Below are 19690 nucleotides of genomic sequence, written 5' to 3'. Positions count from 1 at the left end.
GACCACACCAAAAGAAACGATGTCTAAGCGCCCGCATCGCACACACCCCGAACCGCGTCACGGATGTCGAGGACCATCACGCCGTCGATGTTCTCGACGCCGCCCTTACCGAAGCGGACCCACAGCGGGAAGGCACCGGCGTCACGAGCGAAGGCGAGCTTCTCGGCAGAAGCCGGGTTCGGCGCCGAGTCGATCTCGATCACGAAGTTCAACCCTCCGGGCACCCAGACCACCACGTCCGCCCGGCCGTAGCGGCCCTTGCCGTCCGGGACCACGGGCAGCCGCAGTTCCCTGTAGGCGCGGGCGAAGGGCGCCAGCGCGCTGTCGCGCAGCAACTCGTCCTTAAAGGAGAGCACGACCCGGGTCAGGACCCGGGTGACTTCGGCGGTGGCGGGCGGCCCGTGTCCTTTGGCGCGGTCTGCGGCGACGGCCTCGGCGGCGCGCTGCGACCAGGCGGCGAGGATCTCGCCCATGAGCCAGGCCATGTTCTCCAGGGCGTCCTTGTCCACCCTCCGGGCTGCGCGGCCGGTGAGCTGGTGGAGCCAGCCCTCGGCCCAGTGCGCTTGGTCCAGGAGCCGCAGCACCCCGCCGTTGGCCGCCGCACGCCCGGCCTCCTCCATCGTCGGCAGCAGCCGGGCGGCTGTCTCGGTGACGTGGGCCAGAACCTCACCTGTTCGGCCTTCCCTGCCCATCTTCTCCTCGGCGGCGATGGCGCCCTGAAGGTGCTTGGCCGCCCACCATCGCCACTCGGTGATCAGCGGTTCCGGAATGTCGGCGGGAACGGATACGGCGTCCAGCAGCGTTCCCGCGCGCCCGGCGGCAGCCTTCGCCGCGGTGGACAGCTCCTTCTTCAGGCGCTTCTCGTTGGCCTGCCACCACTCCTGGGAACACTTCCAGCAGCGTCCCCGTTTCTTCGCCGCGGCCTCCGGCGTGACCATCGAGGTATGCCCGCAGTCCGAATAGGAGTAGGAGACCTTGTAGCCGACGCATTCACGGCAGGCCGCGACATCGCCGCCCTTCCACTTCGGCAGCGCCGTCCGGTTGGAGATGCTCTCCTCCCATTCGTGCCCTGCCGCGCACCGCCACCACACCGCGACTTGCATCTTCGGCGTCGCCTTCGCCGGGGTCAGCCCTCCGTTGCGCTCCTGCAACCACATCGCGGCGACCTGCGGATACGCCTCGACCAGCGACACCCCAAGCGAACGTGCCACGCCACCCCTCCTCACTCCCCGGCCAGACTCTCTCTGGCCTGGCACCTCACCTGGGACAACGACCCCGCTCCCGGCAGGAGACGTCAGAAACCGTTTTCCGCTCCCGCGGCCAAGACCTCACCACCGCCGGCACCTAGTACTCCAGCCGTAGATCGTGACTTGGCGCAAGGTGACGCAGGTCTGTGGGGCTCGGTCTGACGGCGGTGGCGGGCTACCGAAGTCCGGGCTCGTGCCCCGTACGAGATCTGGCAAGATCCGCTTGTGAGCCAATCCATGGTGACTTTGCGCAAGCTCGCGCTCGACGACTGGCAAGCAGTGCACTCCTGGGCCAGCCTTGAGGAGGCTTGTCGCTACCAGCCTTGGGGGCCGAATACCGAGGACCAGACGCGCGCGTTCGTGCAAACCGCCGTCGAAGCCTGGTCGCACGCCCATCAGCAGAGATTCGTCTACATTGCTCGCTTCGAGAACGAACTCGTCGGCATGGGTGAGCTGCACATTCGTAGCCGTCGCCATCGTCAGGGCGAAATCGCCTACATCGTGCACCCGAGGGCCTGGGGGCGTGGCGTGGGCACGGCGATCGGACAAGAGCTTCTGTCGCGCGGGTTCGTGGAATTGGGACTCCACCGGATCTACGCGACCTGCGACCCTCGCAATCTCGCGTCGTCTCGGTTGCTGGGCAAGCTCGGCATGACGTACGAGGGGCGGCATCGGCACACCGCGCTGATCCGGGACGGCTGGCGGGACTCCGAGATGTTCAGCATCCTCGAAGCGGAATGGCGGCCGAGCCCCAGCGATAGATTGTGATGTTGCTGGTGGGGGGCCTGTTCGGGCAAGGGTGCGGCCACCGTTGATCATCGGTGTGTGAAGACAAACGATCATGCGGTGGCCGCAGGTCACAGCGTAGACCCTGCCCGCTGGCAGGAGGCATTCGAGGGCCTGATGGACCGGATATCGGGACGGTTCGCGCGGGTCGAACCCCGGCGTCATGTCCGGCAGTTGGCGCTCGGGCTGCTGTCGGACCTGCCGCGCAAGAACTGCTGGACCATCGCCGAGTGGGCCGGAGAGACCACCCCGGACGGCATGCAGCACTTGCTGGGCCGTGCCAAGTGGGACGCCGACCAGGTACGCGACGACGTGCGCGAGTACGTGGTGGAGCATCTACGCGACGACGACCAGGCGGTGCTGGTGGTCGACGAGACCGGGGACGTGAAGAAGGGCACGCGCACGGTCGGCGTCCAGCGGCAATACACCGGTACCGCGGGCAGGATTGAGAATTCCCAGGTTGCGGTCTACCTGGTCTACGCCGGCCGGCGCGGGCATGCGGCGGTGGACCGGGAACTGTACGTCCCGCGCTCCTGGACGGCCGACCCCGATCGCTGCCGGGCCGCCGGGCTGGGCGAGGAAGCCGGGTTCGCGACCAAACCGGAGCTGGCCACCCGCATGATCATCCGGTTCCTTGACGCCGGCCACCAGGCGTCGTGGGTCGCGGGGGACGAGGTCTACGGCGGCAACCCGACACTGCGTGCCGCGCTGGAGGAGCGCGGCACCGGCTACGTGCTGGCCGTGGCCTGCTCCCATGAAGTCACCACCAGAGCCGGGAAGTTCCGCGCGGACACCCTGGTCAAGAAGCTGCCCAAGCGAGCCTGGCAGAAGCTGTCCGCAGGAGCGGGGGCGAAGGGGCACCGCTTCTACGACTGGGCCGCCATCGACCTGCCCGACCCCGCCACAGACAGCCGCCAGCTGCTGATCCGCCGCAACCGCACCACCGGAGAACTCGCCTACTACCGCTGCTACTCACCCGCGCCAGTGCCGCTGGCCACGCTGGTACGAGTCGCTGGATCAAGATGGCGAGTGGAAGAGACGTTCCAGTCCGGCAAGGGTCTGGCCGGACTGGACGAGCACCAGGTCCGCCGCTACGCGTCCTGGTCCCGCTGGGTCACCCTCGCCATGCTCGCCCACGCCTTCCTCGCAGTCGTCCGCGCCGACGAACACGCCCGCCACCCCGCACCAGACGACCTCATACCGCTCACCTGCAACGAAATCCAGCGCCTGTTCATCACTGTCGTCATCCGACCCGTCCACGACACAGCCCACCAGCTCAGCTGGTCCCACTGGCGACGCCGCCACCAGGCCCGATCTCAGGCCAGCCACTACCGACGACAAGCCGCGCAGGCATGAAGATCACGAACTACGGCTGGAGTACTAGATCGAGACGACCTCACGCCTCCTCGAACGCGCCCTCCCTCACTCTCGGGATCCTCGCCGTACCCGCATGCACCAAGCGCTGACCCCGAGGGCCGACGCCGCCCGCCCAGCAGGCTGCTACCTCGCTTCCATCTCAACGCATCCGCTGCCAGGGAAGACCTCCTGAGGTAGCCCACGCATGTTTTCAGGGGGCCATCCAAGATTTATTGCCGTTTCCGACAGAGCCCGGCACCGGGAGAGGACACTCTCTTCCAACCTCAAGGAGCGCCCCAGTGCTCGACTCGTATTTCCCGCCTCCGTATCCGCCCCGCACTCGGTACTCCGGCTTCGAGATCACCTTGTTGTCTGACTACCGGACATCACGCCCGCCCACCGTTCACCGCCCCAATGGAACGGTGCAGATCGCGGCCGTGGGCGGCGGAGTTCGCCTCGTCGGAAATGAGGACCTGAGCCCAGACCTTCCCGCTCCCGGGCAGGCCGCGGACGAGTTCGGCTACATGCTGCTGCTCAGCCAGGACGTCCTCAACACAGTGGACGGGCGAGGGCAACTCGTCGGGACTATGCCGGAATGGACGGCAGAACATGCGGCAGGAGTCCTCGGGCTTCCCCGCGGCAAGCGCTGGTACGACGCCGTCGACATGGCCCTGCGAGGATCGTGGAGCGATCCGCTCTGGGACACCGGTTTCCTGGCCCTCGACGTCCGCTCCGTACTTCGAGCCGAAGTCCGTGCCTGGCACCGGGCATCCGTGCCGGTCCACCGGCGCGGGGGCACACGGCACGGCCGAATGCTGTCGCTCGATGCCGAGCTCGGCCACGGGTTGTCGCTGCACGACCTCTTGGCCGCCGACGTCGAGCTGCTCGCCCCTACGACCCGCCGGGTGTTCGAGGACGACCGGCTCAACTGGGTGCTACGGACCCTCTCCCTGGAGGAACAGCAAGTGGTCTACGCGTACGCCGAAGGTCAGGGCACTACCTGGACGGAAGCCGCCGCTTTCTGCGGCGCCTCCGACCCAGAGGCCCTCGGTGAACGCGTCCGGCGAAAAGCCAAACGGCTCGCCAACGAACAGGCCCGCCGAACCGCCCTTCGTCGGGATCTGATGCAGCCCGCCTCCAGTCAGCCGTGCACCACAAGGAGCAACGCCCAGTGAATGCTCCGCACCAGCAGCGCCGAACCTATCCGATCATCACAAGCGTCGCGGTCCCTCCCGGTATCGAACCCTCCCCCGGTCTGTCGATCATGGTGGTCACGCCGACCGAGGACGGTGTCCGCCGTACCGACCCGCGCACGCCCCTCGGCGACACCCCATGCTCCGGCTCGGACCTGGTGGAGGCGCTGCGCCTACGGGGCAGAACAACCGGCGTGGTGGAGTACCTCACCGACAACACGTCTGTCTCGCTGGCCAGCTGCCCCGGGGAAGTGGACGCCTTCGCCACCACCGCCCTGGTGCTTCCCCGCAGCGACAGGTGGCGGCAGGCAGTAGCCACAGCTCTTCTCGGAGACTGGTGCGACCCGCTGTTCCGCGCAGGACTGCTGCCCCACACCGCGCTGGGCGCGCTGAAGGCAGAGGCGCAGACGCTGCACCGGCAACTGGTACCGCTGTGGCGACGCCGCACCCGGCACGGGCGAATGCTGTCTCTGGATGCCGATCTCGGCGGCCTGTCGCTGTATGACCTCGTCGCCGCCGACGCCGACCTCCTGACGGGCACGACCGGCGGGTTGTTCGAGGATGAGCGCCTCAACTGCGTGCTGCGGGGCCTCCATCCGGCTGAACGGCGGGCGGTCTTCGCGTACGCCGAGGGTGAGGGCACCACCTGGAGCGAAGCGGCAGCGGTTGCCGGCGCCACCGATCCGGAGGCCTTCGGCGAACGGGTCCGCCGCAAGGCCCGGAGGCTCGCCGTCGAGCAGGCTCGCCGTATGTCGCAGCGACAGAGCCAAGAATAGTTCCAAGATTTTTTGCCGGTGGTGCTGGACGCCGAGACCGAGAGGTGAGCCCCTCTCGTCGAAGGAACCCCACCACCATGATCGTTCTGATTGTTTTCGCCTTGGCTGTCCTAGCCTTGATCGTCTGGCGCGCCATAGACAAGGTCCATGAGGCCGATGTTGCCGGAATTGTCCGGTTCGCTCTTTTTGCGATCGTGACGCTCGTCCTTACGTACGTGGCCATGCGCGTCGTGCCACCCGAGGCCGTGCCCGACCTGATGAACATCGCCCTCAGGGTCCTCAGGGCGGCGTGAGCCGTGGGCACCTGATCGGCCGACGAAGCGCCCACGGCAGCTCGGTGAACGGCTGCTGTGCGGACCTGGCTCCTGTGCGGGCCGGACACCGTCCGCGCGGCCGCCGGCCCCGACGAAGTGACGACCACGGTTTGAGCGTGAACAGCCCTAGGCCGTGTCCGATGGGTCGCGTGACTCGCCTTGTGGTGGATCGTTTCGGTCGACGTGGGGCGGGGTGATCTTTCGGATGAGGAATGGGCTCGGCTGGAACCGCATCTGCCGAGGAGTGTGGGCCGAGGTGGACGATGGCAGTGTCACCGGCGGGTGATCAACGGGATTCTGTTCCGACAGCGGACTGGCCTGCCATGGCGGGACCTGCCGTCCCGTTTCGGGAAGTGGAAGACCATTCATGACCGGCATCGCAGGTGGTCAGCAGACGGCACGTGGGAGAGGATCCTGCGGGCCGTCCAGGCCGACGCCGATGCCGAGGGCCGGATCGACTGGAGCATGGTCAGCGTGGACTCGACCTCCTGCCGGGCTCATCAACACTCGGCAGGTGCCCATTCCCGGCCGCCGAGAGTTCCCGGCAGACGAAGCACGCCCGTCCGACACCGGCCAGACGAGGCCCTGGGCCGTTCAAGGGGCGGGCTGACCTGCAAGATCCATTTGGCGGGTGAGGGCGGACGTCGCCCGCTTGCCTTCGTCATCACTCCCGGTCAGTGGGGTGATGCCCCGCAGCTGATCCCTGTGCTGGAACAGATCCGGGTTCCGCGGCCAGCCGGCGGACACTCGCGTACTCGGCCCGATCATCTTGGGGGCGACAAAGCCTATTCGTCGCGCCGCAACCGTCGTTATCTGCGGCGGCGCCAGATCAAGCACACCATCCCGGAGCCCAAGGATCAGCGGGCAAACCGCCAGCGGCGCGGCAGTAGGGGTGGCCGTCCGACCGGGTTCGACCGAGGGATCTACCGGCGCCGCAACGAAGTGGAACGGACGATTAACCGGCTGAAGATCTTCCGCGCGGTCGCGACCCGTTACGACAAGAGGGCCTATGTCTTTCATGGCACGGTAACCGTCGCCTCGATCCGGCTCTGGCTGCGCACGTGAGGCCGCTCGCCGCTACTCCAGCATGCGTTCCGCGTCGTCCGGAACCCAGGGAAAGGGGACGTCGGGCCATCGTGTGGCGGCCCAGGCGTCGAGATCGACGGCGAGAACGGCATCGATGAAGACCTGCGGCGGCCGGTAACCGTGGGCGGTGATGTAGTGGGTGATCAGGAACGGAGCGGCATAGGCGATGCCGGACTCGCCCGGGATCCGCATCTCACCGTTCCCTTCCGGAGCCTCTTCTTGAGGACACAGATCGCACTCGTGCACCCCAAGGCAGACGTTCACCCACTGGACCCCCTGAACAGCCTTCAGCTTCTCCACGAACTCCGTGGGGACCGTTCCAGTCGAGTACGGCTTGCCAGCCTCCAGCCAGCCGACGTTCAGGCGGGCGTACGCCGGGCGGTACCAGAGCGCGTAGAAGCCCGACTCGCTGTCCGTGAACGAATCCTCGTCCTGGTAGTCGTACTCACTGAGATCTTCGTAGAACACCCGCACATCATCGCTGCACCACCTTGTTGACGCCCACGCGAGTGCACGACCCGTCGGACAGGACCTAGCCGCTCGTTCCCCATTCGGCAGGCCCGCTGACGCGCTGCGTCATGCGGCGCATCTGCTCGGCGGCCAGTCGCTTGGCTTTACGGCGGACTCGCTCGCCGAACGCCTCCGGAGCAGCGGCGCCAACGGCAGCGGCTGCCTCCGACCACGTCGTGCCCTCGCCCGCGGCGTACGCCATCACTACCTGCCGCTCGGCCAGAGACAGGCAGCGCAGCACCGCGTTGAGCCGCTCGTCATCGAACACTCCGCCCGTCGTGTGGGCGAGCAGGTCGACATCGGCGGCGACCAGGTCGTGGAGCGACAGCCCGCCACCCAGGTCGGCGTCCAGGGACAGCACCCGGCCGTGTCGCGTCCGGCGCCGCCACAACGGCACTAACTGCCGGTGCACAGCACGGGCTTCCGCCTTGAGCGCGCCGAGCGCGGTCTGAGGCAGGTGGCCGGCTTGCCTGAGAGGGGCACACCAGTTGCCGACCAGGGCGGTGGACACGGCCTCCAGCCACCGCACACTGCGAGGAACCACAAGGATTGTGGCTGCGAAGTGGTCGACCTCAGCAGCACTTTTGTCGGTGGTGTACGTGGGTTCGCCGTCGGTCGTCCAGGCGCCGCTGACCAAGCCGCGGACGGTCAAGGCCTGCACGAGGTCCGGTCCGCGCTTCGTGTTCCACGCGAAGCGCTCGCTACGCTCGCCATGCTCCACCAAGCGGATACCGGTCTCGGTGGCCGTGACGATCCCACGTCCGTTGCCGGTGTCTTCTGACAGGACGGCGAAGCTGGTGCGCTGGCTCATTTCGGGGTTCACGGCGTATCGCTCCCTTCACGAACTGGGATGTTCACCACTCGGCCCCGTGAAGCGATACCACCGGCAACAAATCTTGGTCACCGCAACGTGATCTGAGTCACACACTGGCGCCGTATTATCGGCCACCGGCCAGGTCGGCCGCGAGGCCATAGCCGCCGCTGCCACCCAACCCTGCAGCAGTCCCAGCTGGTCGGGGGCGGCAGACTGGACGGTCGAGCTGGGCATTGGCGCCGGCCGCCCGCCGATCCAGGTCCACGCCGTGCCGCCCGGTCGGCCGCGACGAAGCACGCCGTCGCAGGTCCTCCCGCCACCTCGTTGGGTAGTGCGACGCGTGCATACCCCCCGTGAACGCGTATGCAGACGAGGGGCCCGAACCTAGCCCGGCCCGGGCCCCCCTGCCGTCACCCGACTTATAGCCGATCGCCGCCTCTGCCCCCTACGGTCTGCGGGTGTTGCTGCCCCTCGTGTCGGCCAGGGCGATACGGGCGGTGATGCGTTTGCCGAGCCGCTGCCGCTCGACGGCGAGGTCCTCAGCGACAGCTTTGACGATCTTGAGGCCGTGCTGACCGATCCGGTCGGGATCGGCGGCCCGGGCCGCAGGAAGGGTGGAGTCGCTGTCCCACACGACGACTTCCACAGTAATGCGTGGTGGTCCCGCCGGGCGGCTCACCGGGTCGAGGGAACAGGTGCCGCGGTGCGGTCTGCACTCCCGACGCTCCCGGGAACGCAAGGCGGCCGAACAGCGGGAGCAGGCATGGCCCGGCTCCCGCAGCACGCTGTTGTGGAGAGCCGCCACCGGCCGGGGCCAGGAAGGGCTGCTGGTCGAACAGCACACCTCCTGGTCGACTCCGCCCGCCGACCCCAAGTACCTCACGGGCGACGACAGCCCGCTCCGCGACGCACTGCAGTTGGGACGCCGCCACTTCGACACCGTGGTGCTCATGGGCCGCCCGACCTGGCCGCACCGCCAGCTCGTAGACCATTTCATCGTGCTTGCCGCCACCAACGGCGCCCCGGTCACCGAGACCCTCACCCACGGTGCGGTACCGGAAGAACGCCAGGAACGTCCGCTCACCCCCGACCAGAGTGCCGCGCTGCTGCGCGAGCGGCACCTCAACTTCCTCTACCACCGTCCCGCCGCGTTCCTCGGAATGATCACCGGCAGTCGCCGACTGCCCCCTGCCGAGCCCGTGCCCGGCTTCATCCAAGCGGTCGAAACCAACATGATCGCTGCTGGCATCCCGCTCCTGGGACACGTCCACGTGGGCGACCACGACCTGGTCGCCCACGCACGCCGTGCAGACCAGGCAGCTCTGATCGTCGCCTCCCCACTCGACCCTGGTGTCGCGCAGACCGCAAAGACCATCACAGATCGCTGGTAGCACCCCATGTGACCGGCCAGCCGTCCGGCAGCAACTCTCCGACCGCCTCCCACAAAGCGCGGGTGGGGTGATGTCACCGCGACCGAGTTGCGGCTTCTCCCAACTGCGGATTCACCTCTTCGGGAGCCTTGCCGGTGGAGGGGCTCGGTGCGGGTTGACCGGAGTCGGGCCGGGGGCGTGGGCGGGGTGCTGGGCGGGCGGGGAGGCTGGTGTAGACGTCGGGCCGGTTGGCGGCTGATGCGAGCAGGGTGCTGATCCTGCGTGCGAAGTCGGGTCCGGGCATCGGCAGTTCGGTCTCGGGCTGGCGTAGGTAGCCGACGGCGACGGCGTTGGGGACGTAGGTCATGAGTGCGGTGACAGCGGCGGGGCGGGGCCGGGCGGTGTACTTCGCGAGGTGGCGAAGGACTCGCAGGATCGTGGTGGTGGAGGTGCTGGTGACCCGGTGCTCGGCCGCTCGCCACGGCCCCTGGGGTTGTGGGTCCGGGCGGTGCTCCTGGACGGCGAGGCCTGGCGCGGGCTGGACGTCGTCGGTCTGGCGGTGCCACCAGTCGGCGGCGTCGCTCTCGCCCAAGGCGAGGTGGTGGAGGTAGAGGCAGTACGCGGCGGCGGGCTGGCCGGCTCCGGCGGCGTACTGCCACCAAAAGCGTGCGCCGTCGCTGGTGTCGGTCAGCTGCAGGACGCAGGCGAGGATCAGGGCGCTGCGGGGTTCGGGGACCTGGTCGGTGACGAAGTTGGCGACGGCGGTGGGCGGGGTGTGGGTGACGAGGGTTTCGCACAGCGCCCGCAGGTCCTCGGCTGCCGCGGTGGAGGTGTTCGCGGCGCCGGGCGGGCGGGCCTCGGTGCTCGCCGGGGGTGCGGACGCCGCCACGATGTCGCGGGGCATGGTGCGGTCACGGACCAGCAGGGCCCTGGAAAGGATCTCTTCGATGCAGGTCATTCGGCGTTCCCTTCGGTCTCGGGCGGCGGGCAGATGACGCTCTGCAGGAAGTGGACGGCGTGACGCTCGTCGGAGCGCACGGTGGCCAGCGGGACCCCGAGGAGGGCGGAGGCGTGCTCGGGGGCGATCCCGCACAGGCGGCGCAGCACCATGACGTCGAGCTGGTGGTCGGGCAGCCGGCTCATCGCCTTGAACAGCTGGAGGCTTTCGGCGATCTGGTCGAGGCGGTCGGTCTCGGTGGTCAGGGACTGCAGGGCGACGGTGTCGAAGGCGGCGCCGCCCAGTTCGGGCCGGCCGTCCAGGTGCAGGGTCCGAGTCATGACGGTGGCGCGCAGGACGTTCCAGGCGAAGCTGCGGGTGTCCGGGCTGGCGAGTGCGTCGTTCCAGCACAGCCAGAGGATGTCGAAGGTGTCGGAGACGGCGGTGTCGCGCTGGTCGTCGTCGAGGAAGACCTGGGCGTAGAGGCCGTAGTCGTTCTCCACCAGTTCGCGGAACGCGCGGTGGTCCAGCGGCGGGGCCGTGTGAGAGGTGGTCAGCGCGCCCTTCTGGCCGGAGCGTTCCACCCACTCCCGGCTCTTGTGGGCCTCGAACGCGGCCTGGCGCCACAGCCGGTAGAGGGGCCAGCCGGGCATCTCAAGCTCCGCGGACAGGCTGAGGACGATCTCCCAGCGCGGATACAGTCCGGTTCCGCGCAGCAGCTCGGAGATCTTCGACTTGGCGAGTAGAACCCGCAGGCTGAGCTCGCTCAGCGTCAGACCGCTGCGCAGATACGTCTCCCGCATCGGCTCCAGCCAGGCGCGGTGGGCGCTGCCCACGTTCTCCGCGATCGGCCCCAGCTTGCGCCCGGGGCGCACGGGGGCCGGACTGGCCGGCGGTACCGGCGGTTCGAAGGGCGTCGTCACGTGGCGTCGTCCTCCTTGTCCGGCACCGCCGCCACGCGGTGTCCCGAGGCCGGCGCGGCCTGCGTGCGGGCGGCGTGGACGATCTGCTGCACGGTCAGCCCGAGGGCCGGGGCGAGCGTGGCGACCGCTGCCGTCTGGCCGATCGCCACCATCACCACACTCCAGACGAACACCGTGGCCGTCGCCATGATGATCACCGTCTGCTTCCGTTGCATCCAAACTCCTCTGGTGTCGGCCATGTCCCGTACGGCCCATCCGGAAGCCGCAGGGCTCCCCCGAAGGCGGGTGCCGAAGCCGCCGACCGGGAAGAGCAACCAGCATGGCCACAGAGGAAGTTGCTACGCCACGTGATCACTGATTCACGGAACAATGACTGTCACAGGGCGGCGCCGGGCGCGCACGGATGACCGCTCAGGCGCAAAGAACGCCAGGTACGGCATGCAGGAGGGTGGAAGTTCCCGGTTCTCCTTGAAATTGCACGGCGCACCCGCGTCAATGGAACAGGACGCCTTCGGGTGTCGGCCTTCCATCCGGAAGGGCCCGCTCCCGTGCCGAGAACCGGGGAGCGAGCGTCACCCGCTCCCGCCCGGCCGCTGTAGGAGGCCAGGCGGGAGCGGAGCGGTCCGCCAGGGACCACCCGCGACCGTAGCCGAGGCCACTGACAACCGTTTACCGGATCAGCTGCCGATCCTCCGGATCAGGCCGAAGCCGGCCAGCGCGAAATCCTCGCGGAGCTGGTAGCCGAGGACACCCCGCTCAGGCCGGCCGGGTGCGAAACAGTGCCGCAGGGCAACCCGGGCAGCGGGCTGACTCTCAGAACGGGGGCTCGTCGCGCCAGAGGCCGCCCGCCCACTTGGGCGGGCGGGGGGCAGGCTGCAGGAGGATGGCCAACGCGTCCTCGACGCGACCGAGGTCGATCAGATACCCGGCCAGGTCAGAGCAGTTCGAAGAGGACTGCTGTTCCAGGACGGCGACGGCCTCCTCGGTACATCCGGCGCCGGCGAGGAGCTCGGCGATGTGCGACGCCGCGTACCAGGTGGCGCCCTCGGGGTGGGAACGGGCCTGTGCGACCGCTTCGTCGACGCCATCACGGGCGGCGATCAGCGGCAGCCGTATCCAGTACAGGTCCCACTCCTCCTCGCCCCCGCGGGCGGCGGCGAGGGCGTCGAGGTGTGCCAGGCCTTCCTCCGGGCGGCCCTGGTCGAGACACAGCTCGGCCAGCGTATGGAGGACCCAGTCGTACCCGTTGTAGATGTCTGCCCGGCCCCGCATCACGTCGATCGCTTCGCTCCCCCGGCCGTGCCGGGCCAGAAGCTGCGCAAGCTCGAACGCCGAATAGGAGGTGCCGGCCACCGCTGTGCCGGCCACCGCTGTGCCGGCCTGCCGGTATGCCGCGATCGCCCCCTCCACGTCGTCGGCCTCCTCCAGCAACCGCGCGAGCTGCCGAACTGCGCACCCTGAGTCGTCAGTCGCCGCCATTGCCCGAAGCTCGTCGAGCCGACCGTCCCGTCCCAGGACCGCGGCCAGCTGCTCACGGTTGTTGAGCAGGCTGGTGCTGCTGGCGCGCAGCAGGGCGATCGCCTCGTCGGTACGGCCCTGGCGCTCGCGGATCACGGCCAGGTACCCGAATGCCGTGTCGCGATCGATGCCTCGGCAGCACCACGGGAAGTCAGTACACCGGTGTTCGGTCCGAGCGGCGACCAGCGCGGCGGCTTCCTCGTCGCGACCGGCGGCGCCCGCAACATCGACCAAGATGCCGAGGGGCATTTCGCCGATGTGCCGGCGCAGCAGGGTGAACGCCTCCTCGGCGCGGCCGTGCCGCGCGAGCAGGCGCGTGTAGAACTCCAAAGCCATCGGATGTCCGGCCTCCATCCGGACCCGGGTCATCTCGATCGCCTCGTCGACGCGACCCCAGCCCCCCAGCAGCTCGGCCGCGGCTGCGACAGCCGTCCACCAGCCGGTCGCCAGGTACGGGCCGAGCACCTCCAACGCGTCGGCCTGCCGGCCCTGCTCACCCAGCGACCGCGCCCACGCCAGCGCGCAGAACCACTCCCCGCGTCCGGCGTGCACCTCCACCACGTCGACGTGTCCGCGTTCGATCAGCCGCGAGACCAGCTCCGGCGGGATGCACCCGGACCGCGTCCGGGCCCGGTATTCAAGATCAGTAGCGTCCACGGCCACGCACCCTAGCGCTCGCCTCCGACACCCTCTCCGCCGTTACCGCCGCGTCCCACCGGTCCACGTCCGACCAGGACCCCTGCTGCCTCACTCGGCCGGACCAGTCTCCCTGTGGGGCAGCAGGGAAGACTCCATCGGTCGAGGCTGCGACCTGGGCACTGAAATCTTCCGCGCGACTCATAGCGGTTCGGGGCGTACCGGTTGTCTCAGCGTTCGGCGGGACAGGCGCCCCCGGAGCTCCCGGCAGCCGGGAGGACGAGGCGCGGGCCGGCCCGGGCCTCCGCTTGATGGACGACTCCGAGCGGCACCAGGCCCTCCGCCGCGCACAGTTGGTCCGCTGCCCCGCCGACCTCGGTCTGGAGGAGCTGGTAGGCGGCGCCGTGCCGGTGTCCCCAGTGCATCGCTGCGCGCCACAGGGCCCGCCCGTACCCGCGCCCGCGGTGCTGCGGCAGGACGCCGAAGTACTGGGGCAACAGGCGCGCCGCGCCGGCGGCGTCGGTCATGATCTCCATCGGACCGATGGCACCGGCCACGCGGCCGTGATGCAGCACGGTCAGCACAGGCCCGACCGCCGCGGCCCGCATCCGTCCGTACAGGAACGCGAACCCGTCCCCCGCCATGGCGTCGGCGAACTCCCCGAAGCCCGCCCCGTCGACCGGCTGCTTGTACTCGTGGACCGGGACCGCCGGGGGCAGCCCGGGACCGCCAGCGAACTCCCGTAGCTGGACGCGGGTACCACCCCCGGCAGCCACCCCGGGCTGGTCCGGCCCGAGGAAGCACACGACGCGCGCCCGCGCCGCACCATGGGCGGCGGCCAGCTCCCGCGCAAGATCGACGGCCACAGCCGGACCGTCCCCGTAGACGTAGACCTTCACCGCGCCGGCACCCTCTCTGGTGAGCGTCGGCACGAGCGTTCGCCGCTGTTCGTGCTCGACGGCATCGGCCAGGACCTGCTCCGCCTTGCGGTCAGCCCACCGCCTGTCTTTGTCGTGCGGGAGGAAGCGGCCCGTCCCGGCGGTCTCCACCACGGCGGCGAAGAGGTCAGCGAGCAGGCCGCCCGGGTGGACCGGTCCGAGGGTCGGCACGTACGGCACGGACAGCACAGGCCCGAGCCAGTCCCAGCGGAAGCGCATGCCGCGCACGCTATGCCTTCGGCGACGGCAAGGCGGCGCGGTAGGTGAGCCGGTTGACGAAGCAGTCCGCGCTCCCAGCAGGCCCGAAGGCACGGAACCTGCAACGTCACGGGAGGGCAGCTGATTCGCTGTTCCTCGGCTCCGGGATGAACAGGACTTTGTAATCGCGGCCGAAGCGGTTGGCCTCAGCCGCGGACCCGGTCAGCCGATGCAGCCAGAATCCGTACGCCGCCGACTCCATCTGCTCCTGCGTCAGACGCAGCTGCCACCGCCTTGCGCCTCGGTCGTACACGGCCGTACGGACTTGCTCGGCAAGGCCTGTCGCGGGTGGTGACTTCAGCTCGCCCGCCAGGCTGGCGAACACCCGCAGTGCTGTCATCTGCGAGGGCGCCAGCTCCACCAACTGCTCCCCCGGCCCCGGCTCCAGGGGCGTCGGAGCCGGCCGGACGCCGGCGTAGGCGAGCAGGTCGTGCCCGGTCGCCGACAAGCGGACCGCCCAGCGCACCGGACGGCCCTCCCATGCCGACAGCTCCGCACGCGTCTCCCGGTCGGCGGTGTCCACCAGCCCATCCCCCGCCAGAGAGCGTGCGCGTCGCTGGAACGACGGCGCCGCAGCATCCAGCACCCAGCCGTGTTCGGCCTTCTCTTGGTACGCCCACACCGCCCGGAGCGCCTCGAGCGTCCTGTCTCCCTGCACCTCGCCACCCCATACCGTCATCGACAGCGGCCGTACGGCCGGCCTTACGGCCGACACGAGCGTGCCGCACCACCCGAAAGTGCTCGAGGTGTTCGCTGCCGATCTCATGCGATCGTGTGACTTGCCCACCGCGCGGGTGAACCCTGAGCCGAACAGCCGTCACGACGTCGACGCGGCCACTACGAAGATCACCAACCGTTTGTGATCTTCGAGAGGACCCGTCTCCGTGCGCCACCCCCGCACCGCCAGCGTCATGGCCGCCGCGCTGTCCGCGTTTGCCGCCCTGCTCGCCCCCACCGCCCACGCTGTCTCTCCCACTCCGGCATCGCTGTGGCATGCCCCTGGTGACACCCTCGCTCTTCCCGTCCGCGACGCTCTGGCCGCGCTCACCGTGCAGGACGAGAACCGCGCCGGCTACGAACGCACGAAGTTCCGGCACTGGATCGACGCCGACCGCGACGGCTGCAGCACCCGCAACGAGGTCCTCCTGGAGGAAGCCGTCACCGCGCCCGACCAGGGGGCCAACTGCACGCTGAGCGGCGGCACCTGGTACTCGCCGTACGACGACACTGCCTTCGCCCAGGCCCGGGCCCTCGACATCGACCACCTCGTCCCGCTCGCCGAATCCTGGGACTCCGGCGCCTCCGGATGGACGCCGGCCGAACGGCAGGCCTACGCCAACGACCTCGACGACCCCCGCGCCCTCATCGCCGTCTCCGCCACCAGCAACCGGTCGAAAGCCGACCAGGACCCGGCCACGTGGCAGCCACCCGCCCAGGACTACCGCTGCACGTACGCCACCGACTGGATCGCCGTGAAAATCCGCTGGGGGCTTGCCGTGGACCCTGCCGAACAGGCCGTGCTCACCGAAGTCCTCGACGGCTGCCCGGACACGGTCATCGAAGTCGTCCGAGCCCGCTGATTCCAGCAGAAACCGCCGGCACTGTTGGTGATCTTTTCCGCCCGGGAATCGTTGGACGGGCGTGAAACTGTCGCCGAACGCCATGCCTGGGGTGGAGCAGCACGCCGAGACGGCCGCCGAGAGCGCCTGCCACCTCGCCGATACCACCGGGCCGGAATGCTGGAGCCCGGCGGCCGCGGACGACGCCCTGGACGCAATCGACACCCTCGCCGGGGCACTGTCCGCGCTCGGGCCGGACCTCGCGGCCGCCCTCGCGCCGGTGACGGCCGCCACCGCCCATGCACGCCGGCAGCTCGGACTCGGCGACGACGAAGGCACGGCGGCCACGGTGGAAGTGCCGGTCCTGCGGCGTTCCGCGCAGCGTTCCCGGCGGCGGGGGCTGGGGCCCGGATTCAAGGGGATCCGTATGGATGGCTGATCAGAGGCGCGCAAGGCCGTTGGTCAGAACGCGATGAGCCCCTCCTCGGAAGCAGGCCAGGCCGACGCCGGTGGCTGTTGATCCTTGCGAGGCGCCCACACTTGCCACCGGCGGGCAACTCAGGCGCTCCGGGGCCGCCGTGCGCTTGTCTTCTTCGCCGCGCTCTTCTTGGCCGGCTGCTTCCTCGCCGCGGTCTTCTTCGCAGCCGTCTTCTTCTTCGGCTTCGGCAGCTCGTGCACGTCGGCGTTCTCGCCGCGGGAGGCCTTCGCTTTGGACACGGATTCCTCGAGCGCGGCCATCAGGTCGAGGACGCGGCCCGGCTTTTCCGGCTCGGGCATCTCGGGGAGTGGCTTCTCCTCCCGCTTGGCTTCGATGATCTTCTCCATGGCCTCGGTGTAGGTGTCCTTGAAGTCGTCGCCTTCGACGTCGTCGCGGGACATCGACTCCATCAGAGCAAGCGCGCCCTTGATTTCCTCCTCGGACACGTCCACCGGCGGCGGCAGCAGCTCCGAGGGATCGCGGATCTCGTCGGGCCAGTGCATCGCGTGCAGGACGATGGCGTCGCCGCGGACCCGGAGCATGCCGAGCCGCTCACGCCCGGACCACGCGTACTTCGCGATGGCCACCTTCGACGAGCGCGCCAGCGCCTCGCAGAGCAGCTTGTAGGGCTTGGCCGCGACCTGCCCGTCCGGGGAGAGGTAGTAGCCTTCGCCGATCCGGATTGGGTCGATGTCGTCCGCGGCGACGAAGGCGTCGATCTCGATCGCCTTCGCCGTCGGCAGCGGCAGGTCGCGCAGTTCCTCGTCGCTGATGGCGACGACCTGGTCCTTGGCGTACTCGTAGCCCTTGCCGATCTCCGCGTTCGACACCTCGCGGTCCTCGAGCTCGCAGACCTTTCGGGTGCGGATCCGGCCCATGTCCTCCAGGTGGTATTGGTGGAACTGGATCGAGTGGTTCTCGGTGGCGGACTGGACGTGGATCGGGACGGTGACCAGGCCGAACGAGATGGCGCCGGACCAGATGGTTCGGGGCATGGCAGACCTCCACGACAGGCCCCGAGCAGTTCGAGCCTACGAGGGGTGCGCGCGGCCCGCACCAGCTGAACCCGGGCAGCCGTATGCCTCCCGGTGGGGAGCCGGGAGGCGCGGCGGGCCCCGCCGCCCACGGGACGGCAGGGCCCAGCGAGGGGGATCCACCCGAGGGTGAAGCGGGATCCCACCGGCACACCATGCACCACAATCCAGCCAGTGGGATAGATCGCGGCCGGAAGTAGGCGATGTCAGTGCCACCAGCGAAGATGCACCCATGGCGATCACCATGCAGAACTTCGGACTCACCTGGACCGACACTGACGGCATGCCCCGCGGCTCCGCTGTTGCCTATGACGAGCCCAGCGCCCAGCGGCAGAAGGCCGCGCTTGAGACCGCTGGCTGCACCTTCGTGGAGATCGTGACCGTCAAGCCCGGGGAACTCCCCGAACCGCGGCGCTAACGCGGGAGATCGAGCGGGCCCCATCCCGATCACGCCCCTCTCCGCCTGCGGCGGCCGGGCGACGTGGCTAGGGGCGATACATCACGTACAGCTTGTCTTTGTGAGCGGCGCCGGCAGCCTGGTCGAGGAGGGGGAAGAGGACCGCGGGCAAACAACGGGGTCGGAGAACTTGCGGGCAAGGAACGCCTGTTACAGCGAGGCTTCCGCGTCGACCGCCTGACCGTGAGAAGCCAGGTCGTGCAACCGTTGGTGGCCTCGGGCAGTCCTGTCGGTCATGAGCCCCCGCCTGCCCCCACGCCAAGCCGAACGGCGCGGCCTGCGCCTCTGGCCTGTCGGAACCGTCCTGGTCCTGGCCTTCGCTACCGCGGCTCTGGCCGCCTCGGCCGTGTTCTACGCCGGATGGAATTTGCTCGACGCGCACGGACTGAAGCCTGAGCGGCGCATCGACTCCAAAACACTGTTCGACCTGGTCAAGCTCGCCTTTGGGGTCGTCGCCGGCGCGGGCGCCTTGGTCGCACTGGTGGTGGCCTACCGCCGCCAGCGCGTCGACGAGGACGGAGCCCTGCGCGACGCCACCCGCCTGCACACCGAACGCTTCACCACCGCCGTCTCCCAGCTCGGCGACGACTCCGCGGCCGTCCGCCTCGGCGGCGTACACGCCCTGGCCGGCCTCGCCGACGACGCCCCCACCCGCGCGCTACGCCAGACCTGCATCGACGTCCTGTGTGCCTATCTCCGCCTGCCCTACACCGCCGAAGCCGACCTACCGCCGTCCAACGCGGAAGCGCGCCACGCTTACCTGGCCCTGAGAGAGGTCCGGCACACCGTCATACGGCTCATCCGCGACCATCTTCGCTTGGCCATCGAGGATCACCATTCATGGCGCGGCCACGACCTGGACTTCACGGGCGTGACATTCGACGGCGGAGACTTCAGCGATGCAGTGTTCTCCGGCGGCACTGCCGACTTCAGCGGGGCGACGTTCTCCGGCGGCACGGTCGATTTCCGTCGGGTCAGGTTCTCCGGCAGCTTGGTCGACTTCGGCAAGGCAACGTTCACCAGCGGCTTGGTCGACTTTGGCAGCGCCACGTTCGCTGACGGCATGGTCGCTTTCGAAAGCGCGACGTTCTCTGGGGGTACGGTCGATTTCCGCGTGGCCAGGTTCTCCGGCGGCGCGGTCGGCTTCAACAACGCGACGTTCTCCGGCAGCATGGTCCACTTCAACGCGGCCAGGTTCTCGGGCAGCGTGGTCGCCTTCGACGAGACGACGTTCTCCGGGGGCACGGTCAATTTCCGCGTGGCCAGGTTCTCCGGGAGCACGGTCAACTTCGACAACGCGACCTTCTCCGGGAGCACGGTCGACTTCAGCGGGGCGCAGGGGGCCGCCCCACATGGCCTGGTTCCGGTGGGGGCTCCCGTGCCTAGTGGGCTCATCCTGACAACGGCCTGGTAACCGCCGGCTCCTGATCCAGCCGCCTCTGCTCGGACCTGATCAACTTCGCCACAAAGGCGGATGCCGTACGACCAGCCAAGGGCCAC

22 protein-coding genes are annotated in these 19690 nt (G+C 69.1%); 11 read left to right on the top strand and 11 right to left on the bottom strand.

The window, feature by feature from the left end; all coding sequences use genetic code 11:
* Positions 1-23 precede the first annotated feature (23 nt).
* On the bottom strand, positions 24-1211 hold the full coding sequence (locus OG933_RS45460; RefSeq protein ID WP_405633777.1) for a zinc-ribbon domain-containing protein: 1188 nt from the start codon (positions 1209-1211) through the stop codon (positions 24-26).
* A 273-nt stretch (positions 1212-1484) separates the two neighbouring features.
* On the opposite strand from OG933_RS45460, the gene OG933_RS45455 reads away from it, so the two are divergent.
* The 6 genes from OG933_RS45455 to OG933_RS45430 all read left to right on the top strand — a co-directional run bounded on the left by OG933_RS45455 (position 1485) and on the right by OG933_RS45430 (position 6737).
* On the top strand, positions 1485-2015 hold the full coding sequence (locus OG933_RS45455; RefSeq protein ID WP_331730985.1) for a GNAT family protein: 531 nt from the start codon (positions 1485-1487) through the stop codon (positions 2013-2015).
* 135 nt (positions 2016-2150) lie between these two features.
* On the top strand, positions 2151-3389 hold the full coding sequence (locus OG933_RS45450; protein WP_331731029.1) for an IS701 family transposase: 1239 nt from the start codon (positions 2151-2153) through the stop codon (positions 3387-3389).
* A 422-nt stretch (positions 3390-3811) separates the two neighbouring features.
* Positions 3812-4564 carry a hypothetical protein gene (locus OG933_RS45445; RefSeq protein ID WP_405633776.1) on the top strand — a complete coding sequence of 251 codons (753 nt, stop codon included), beginning with the start codon at positions 3812-3814 and terminating at the stop codon, positions 4562-4564.
* The gene (locus tag OG933_RS45440) at positions 4537-5358 is read left to right on the top strand and encodes a hypothetical protein (RefSeq protein ID WP_405633774.1); all 822 of its coding nucleotides are present in this window, start codon (positions 4537-4539) and stop codon (positions 5356-5358) included. Before OG933_RS45445 ends, OG933_RS45440 begins: the two co-directional genes overlap by 28 nt.
* 77 nt (positions 5359-5435) lie before the next feature.
* Positions 5436-5651, top strand: coding sequence for a hypothetical protein (locus OG933_RS45435; protein ID WP_331730979.1), 216 nt, complete (start codon positions 5436-5438; stop codon positions 5649-5651).
* 204 nt (positions 5652-5855) lie between these two features.
* Entirely contained in the window at positions 5856-6737 is an 882-nt protein-coding gene (locus OG933_RS45430) for an IS5 family transposase (protein WP_331731027.1), read from the top strand.
* A 12-nt stretch (positions 6738-6749) separates the two neighbouring features.
* Here the strand turns inward: OG933_RS45430 and OG933_RS45425 are convergent, their stop codons facing one another.
* From OG933_RS45425 to OG933_RS45415, 3 genes are all read right to left on the bottom strand, one after another.
* Complete coding sequence (locus tag OG933_RS45425) at positions 6750-7232, bottom strand: hypothetical protein (protein ID WP_331730976.1); 483 nt, start codon at positions 7230-7232, stop codon at positions 6750-6752.
* Between the two features lie 58 nt (positions 7233-7290).
* On the bottom strand, positions 7291-8091 hold the full coding sequence (locus OG933_RS45420; RefSeq protein ID WP_331730973.1) for a hypothetical protein: 801 nt from the start codon (positions 8089-8091) through the stop codon (positions 7291-7293).
* A gap of 436 nt (positions 8092-8527) precedes the next feature.
* Positions 8528-8716, bottom strand: a complete 189-nt coding sequence (locus OG933_RS45415; RefSeq protein WP_405633772.1) for a hypothetical protein — start codon at positions 8714-8716, stop codon at positions 8528-8530.
* A 16-nt stretch (positions 8717-8732) separates the two neighbouring features.
* Between OG933_RS45415 and OG933_RS45410 the strand changes: the two genes are divergently transcribed.
* A complete protein-coding gene (locus OG933_RS45410; RefSeq protein ID WP_331730970.1) occupies positions 8733-9473 on the top strand; it encodes a hypothetical protein in 741 nt (246 codons plus the stop codon).
* Between the two features lie 73 nt (positions 9474-9546).
* Here the strand turns inward: OG933_RS45410 and OG933_RS45405 are convergent, their stop codons facing one another.
* From OG933_RS45405 to OG933_RS45380, 6 genes are all read right to left on the bottom strand, one after another.
* Positions 9547-10410: a hypothetical protein gene (locus OG933_RS45405; protein ID WP_331730967.1), complete on the bottom strand. Its 864-nt coding sequence runs from the start codon at positions 10408-10410 to the stop codon at positions 9547-9549.
* Positions 10407-11312 carry a sigma-70 family RNA polymerase sigma factor gene (locus OG933_RS45400; protein WP_405633770.1) on the bottom strand — a complete coding sequence of 302 codons (906 nt, stop codon included), beginning with the start codon at positions 11310-11312 and terminating at the stop codon, positions 10407-10409. Before OG933_RS45400 ends, OG933_RS45405 begins: the two co-directional genes overlap by 4 nt.
* Positions 11309-11527, bottom strand: coding sequence for a hypothetical protein (locus OG933_RS45395; protein ID WP_142270027.1), 219 nt, complete (start codon positions 11525-11527; stop codon positions 11309-11311). Before OG933_RS45395 ends, OG933_RS45400 begins: the two co-directional genes overlap by 4 nt.
* Positions 11528-12125: 598 nt before the next feature.
* Positions 12126-13493, bottom strand: coding sequence for a hypothetical protein (locus OG933_RS45390; protein ID WP_331730952.1), 1368 nt, complete (start codon positions 13491-13493; stop codon positions 12126-12128).
* A gap of 203 nt (positions 13494-13696) precedes the next feature.
* On the bottom strand, positions 13697-14623 hold the full coding sequence (locus OG933_RS45385; protein WP_331730947.1) for a GNAT family N-acetyltransferase: 927 nt from the start codon (positions 14621-14623) through the stop codon (positions 13697-13699).
* Positions 14624-14729: 106 nt separating this feature from the next.
* Positions 14730-15341: a DUF6417 family protein gene (locus tag OG933_RS45380; protein ID WP_331730944.1), complete on the bottom strand. Its 612-nt coding sequence runs from the start codon at positions 15339-15341 to the stop codon at positions 14730-14732.
* 232 nt (positions 15342-15573) lie between these two features.
* Between OG933_RS45380 and OG933_RS45375 the strand changes: the two genes are divergently transcribed.
* The gene (locus tag OG933_RS45375; RefSeq protein WP_331730940.1) at positions 15574-16242 is read left to right on the top strand and encodes an HNH endonuclease family protein; all 669 of its coding nucleotides are present in this window, start codon (positions 15574-15576) and stop codon (positions 16240-16242) included.
* 82 nt (positions 16243-16324) lie between these two features.
* On the top strand, positions 16325-16660 hold the full coding sequence (locus OG933_RS45370; protein WP_405633769.1) for a hypothetical protein: 336 nt from the start codon (positions 16325-16327) through the stop codon (positions 16658-16660).
* 119 nt (positions 16661-16779) lie between these two features.
* On the opposite strand, the gene OG933_RS45365 is transcribed toward OG933_RS45370, so the two are convergent.
* Positions 16780-17694 (bottom strand): Ku protein, encoded by a 915-nt coding sequence (locus tag OG933_RS45365; protein ID WP_331730934.1) that lies wholly within the window; start codon positions 17692-17694, stop codon positions 16780-16782.
* A 271-nt stretch (positions 17695-17965) separates the two neighbouring features.
* On the opposite strand from OG933_RS45365, the gene OG933_RS45360 reads away from it, so the two are divergent.
* Both OG933_RS45360 and OG933_RS45355 read left to right on the top strand, forming a co-directional pair.
* Positions 17966-18151 carry a hypothetical protein gene (locus OG933_RS45360; RefSeq protein WP_331730931.1) on the top strand — a complete coding sequence of 62 codons (186 nt, stop codon included), beginning with the start codon at positions 17966-17968 and terminating at the stop codon, positions 18149-18151.
* Positions 18152-18425: 274 nt separating this feature from the next.
* Positions 18426-19604: a pentapeptide repeat-containing protein gene (locus OG933_RS45355; RefSeq protein WP_331730928.1), complete on the top strand. Its 1179-nt coding sequence runs from the start codon at positions 18426-18428 to the stop codon at positions 19602-19604.
* Positions 19605-19690: the final 86 nt, after the last annotated feature.

This window comes from Streptomyces sp. NBC_00016, from assembly GCF_045040885.1.
GTDB classification, from domain to species: Bacteria; Actinomycetota; Actinomycetes; order Streptomycetales; family Streptomycetaceae; genus Streptomyces; species Streptomyces coriariae.
Note: the sequence above shows the minus strand (reverse complement) of the source record. Positions and strands in the feature narration are given on the sequence as shown.

Coding starts and splice junctions, on each gene's coding strand:
- OG933_RS45455 (WP_331730985.1), top strand. CDS start 1,485: ATGGTGACTTTGCGCAAGCTCGCGCTCGACGACTGGCAAGCAGTGCAC.
- OG933_RS45380 (WP_331730944.1), bottom strand. CDS start 15,341: ATGACGGTATGGGGTGGCGAGGTGCAGGGAGACAGGACGCTCGAGGCG.
- OG933_RS45435 (WP_331730979.1), top strand. CDS start 5,436: ATGATCGTTCTGATTGTTTTCGCCTTGGCTGTCCTAGCCTTGATCGTC.
- OG933_RS45370 (WP_405633769.1), top strand. CDS start 16,325: ATGCCTGGGGTGGAGCAGCACGCCGAGACGGCCGCCGAGAGCGCCTGC.
- OG933_RS45385 (WP_331730947.1), bottom strand. CDS start 14,623: ATGCGCTTCCGCTGGGACTGGCTCGGGCCTGTGCTGTCCGTGCCGTAC.
- OG933_RS45395 (WP_142270027.1), bottom strand. CDS start 11,527: ATGCAACGGAAGCAGACGGTGATCATCATGGCGACGGCCACGGTGTTC.
- OG933_RS45450 (WP_331731029.1), top strand. CDS start 2,151: ATGGACCGGATATCGGGACGGTTCGCGCGGGTCGAACCCCGGCGTCAT.
- OG933_RS45405 (WP_331730967.1), bottom strand. CDS start 10,410: ATGACCTGCATCGAAGAGATCCTTTCCAGGGCCCTGCTGGTCCGTGAC.
- OG933_RS45410 (WP_331730970.1), top strand. CDS start 8,733: ATGCGTGGTGGTCCCGCCGGGCGGCTCACCGGGTCGAGGGAACAGGTG.
- OG933_RS45365 (WP_331730934.1), bottom strand. CDS start 17,694: ATGCCCCGAACCATCTGGTCCGGCGCCATCTCGTTCGGCCTGGTCACC.
- OG933_RS45375 (WP_331730940.1), top strand. CDS start 15,574: ATGGCCGCCGCGCTGTCCGCGTTTGCCGCCCTGCTCGCCCCCACCGCC.
- OG933_RS45360 (WP_331730931.1), top strand. CDS start 17,966: ATGGCGATCACCATGCAGAACTTCGGACTCACCTGGACCGACACTGAC.
- OG933_RS45355 (WP_331730928.1), top strand. CDS start 18,426: ATGAGCCCCCGCCTGCCCCCACGCCAAGCCGAACGGCGCGGCCTGCGC.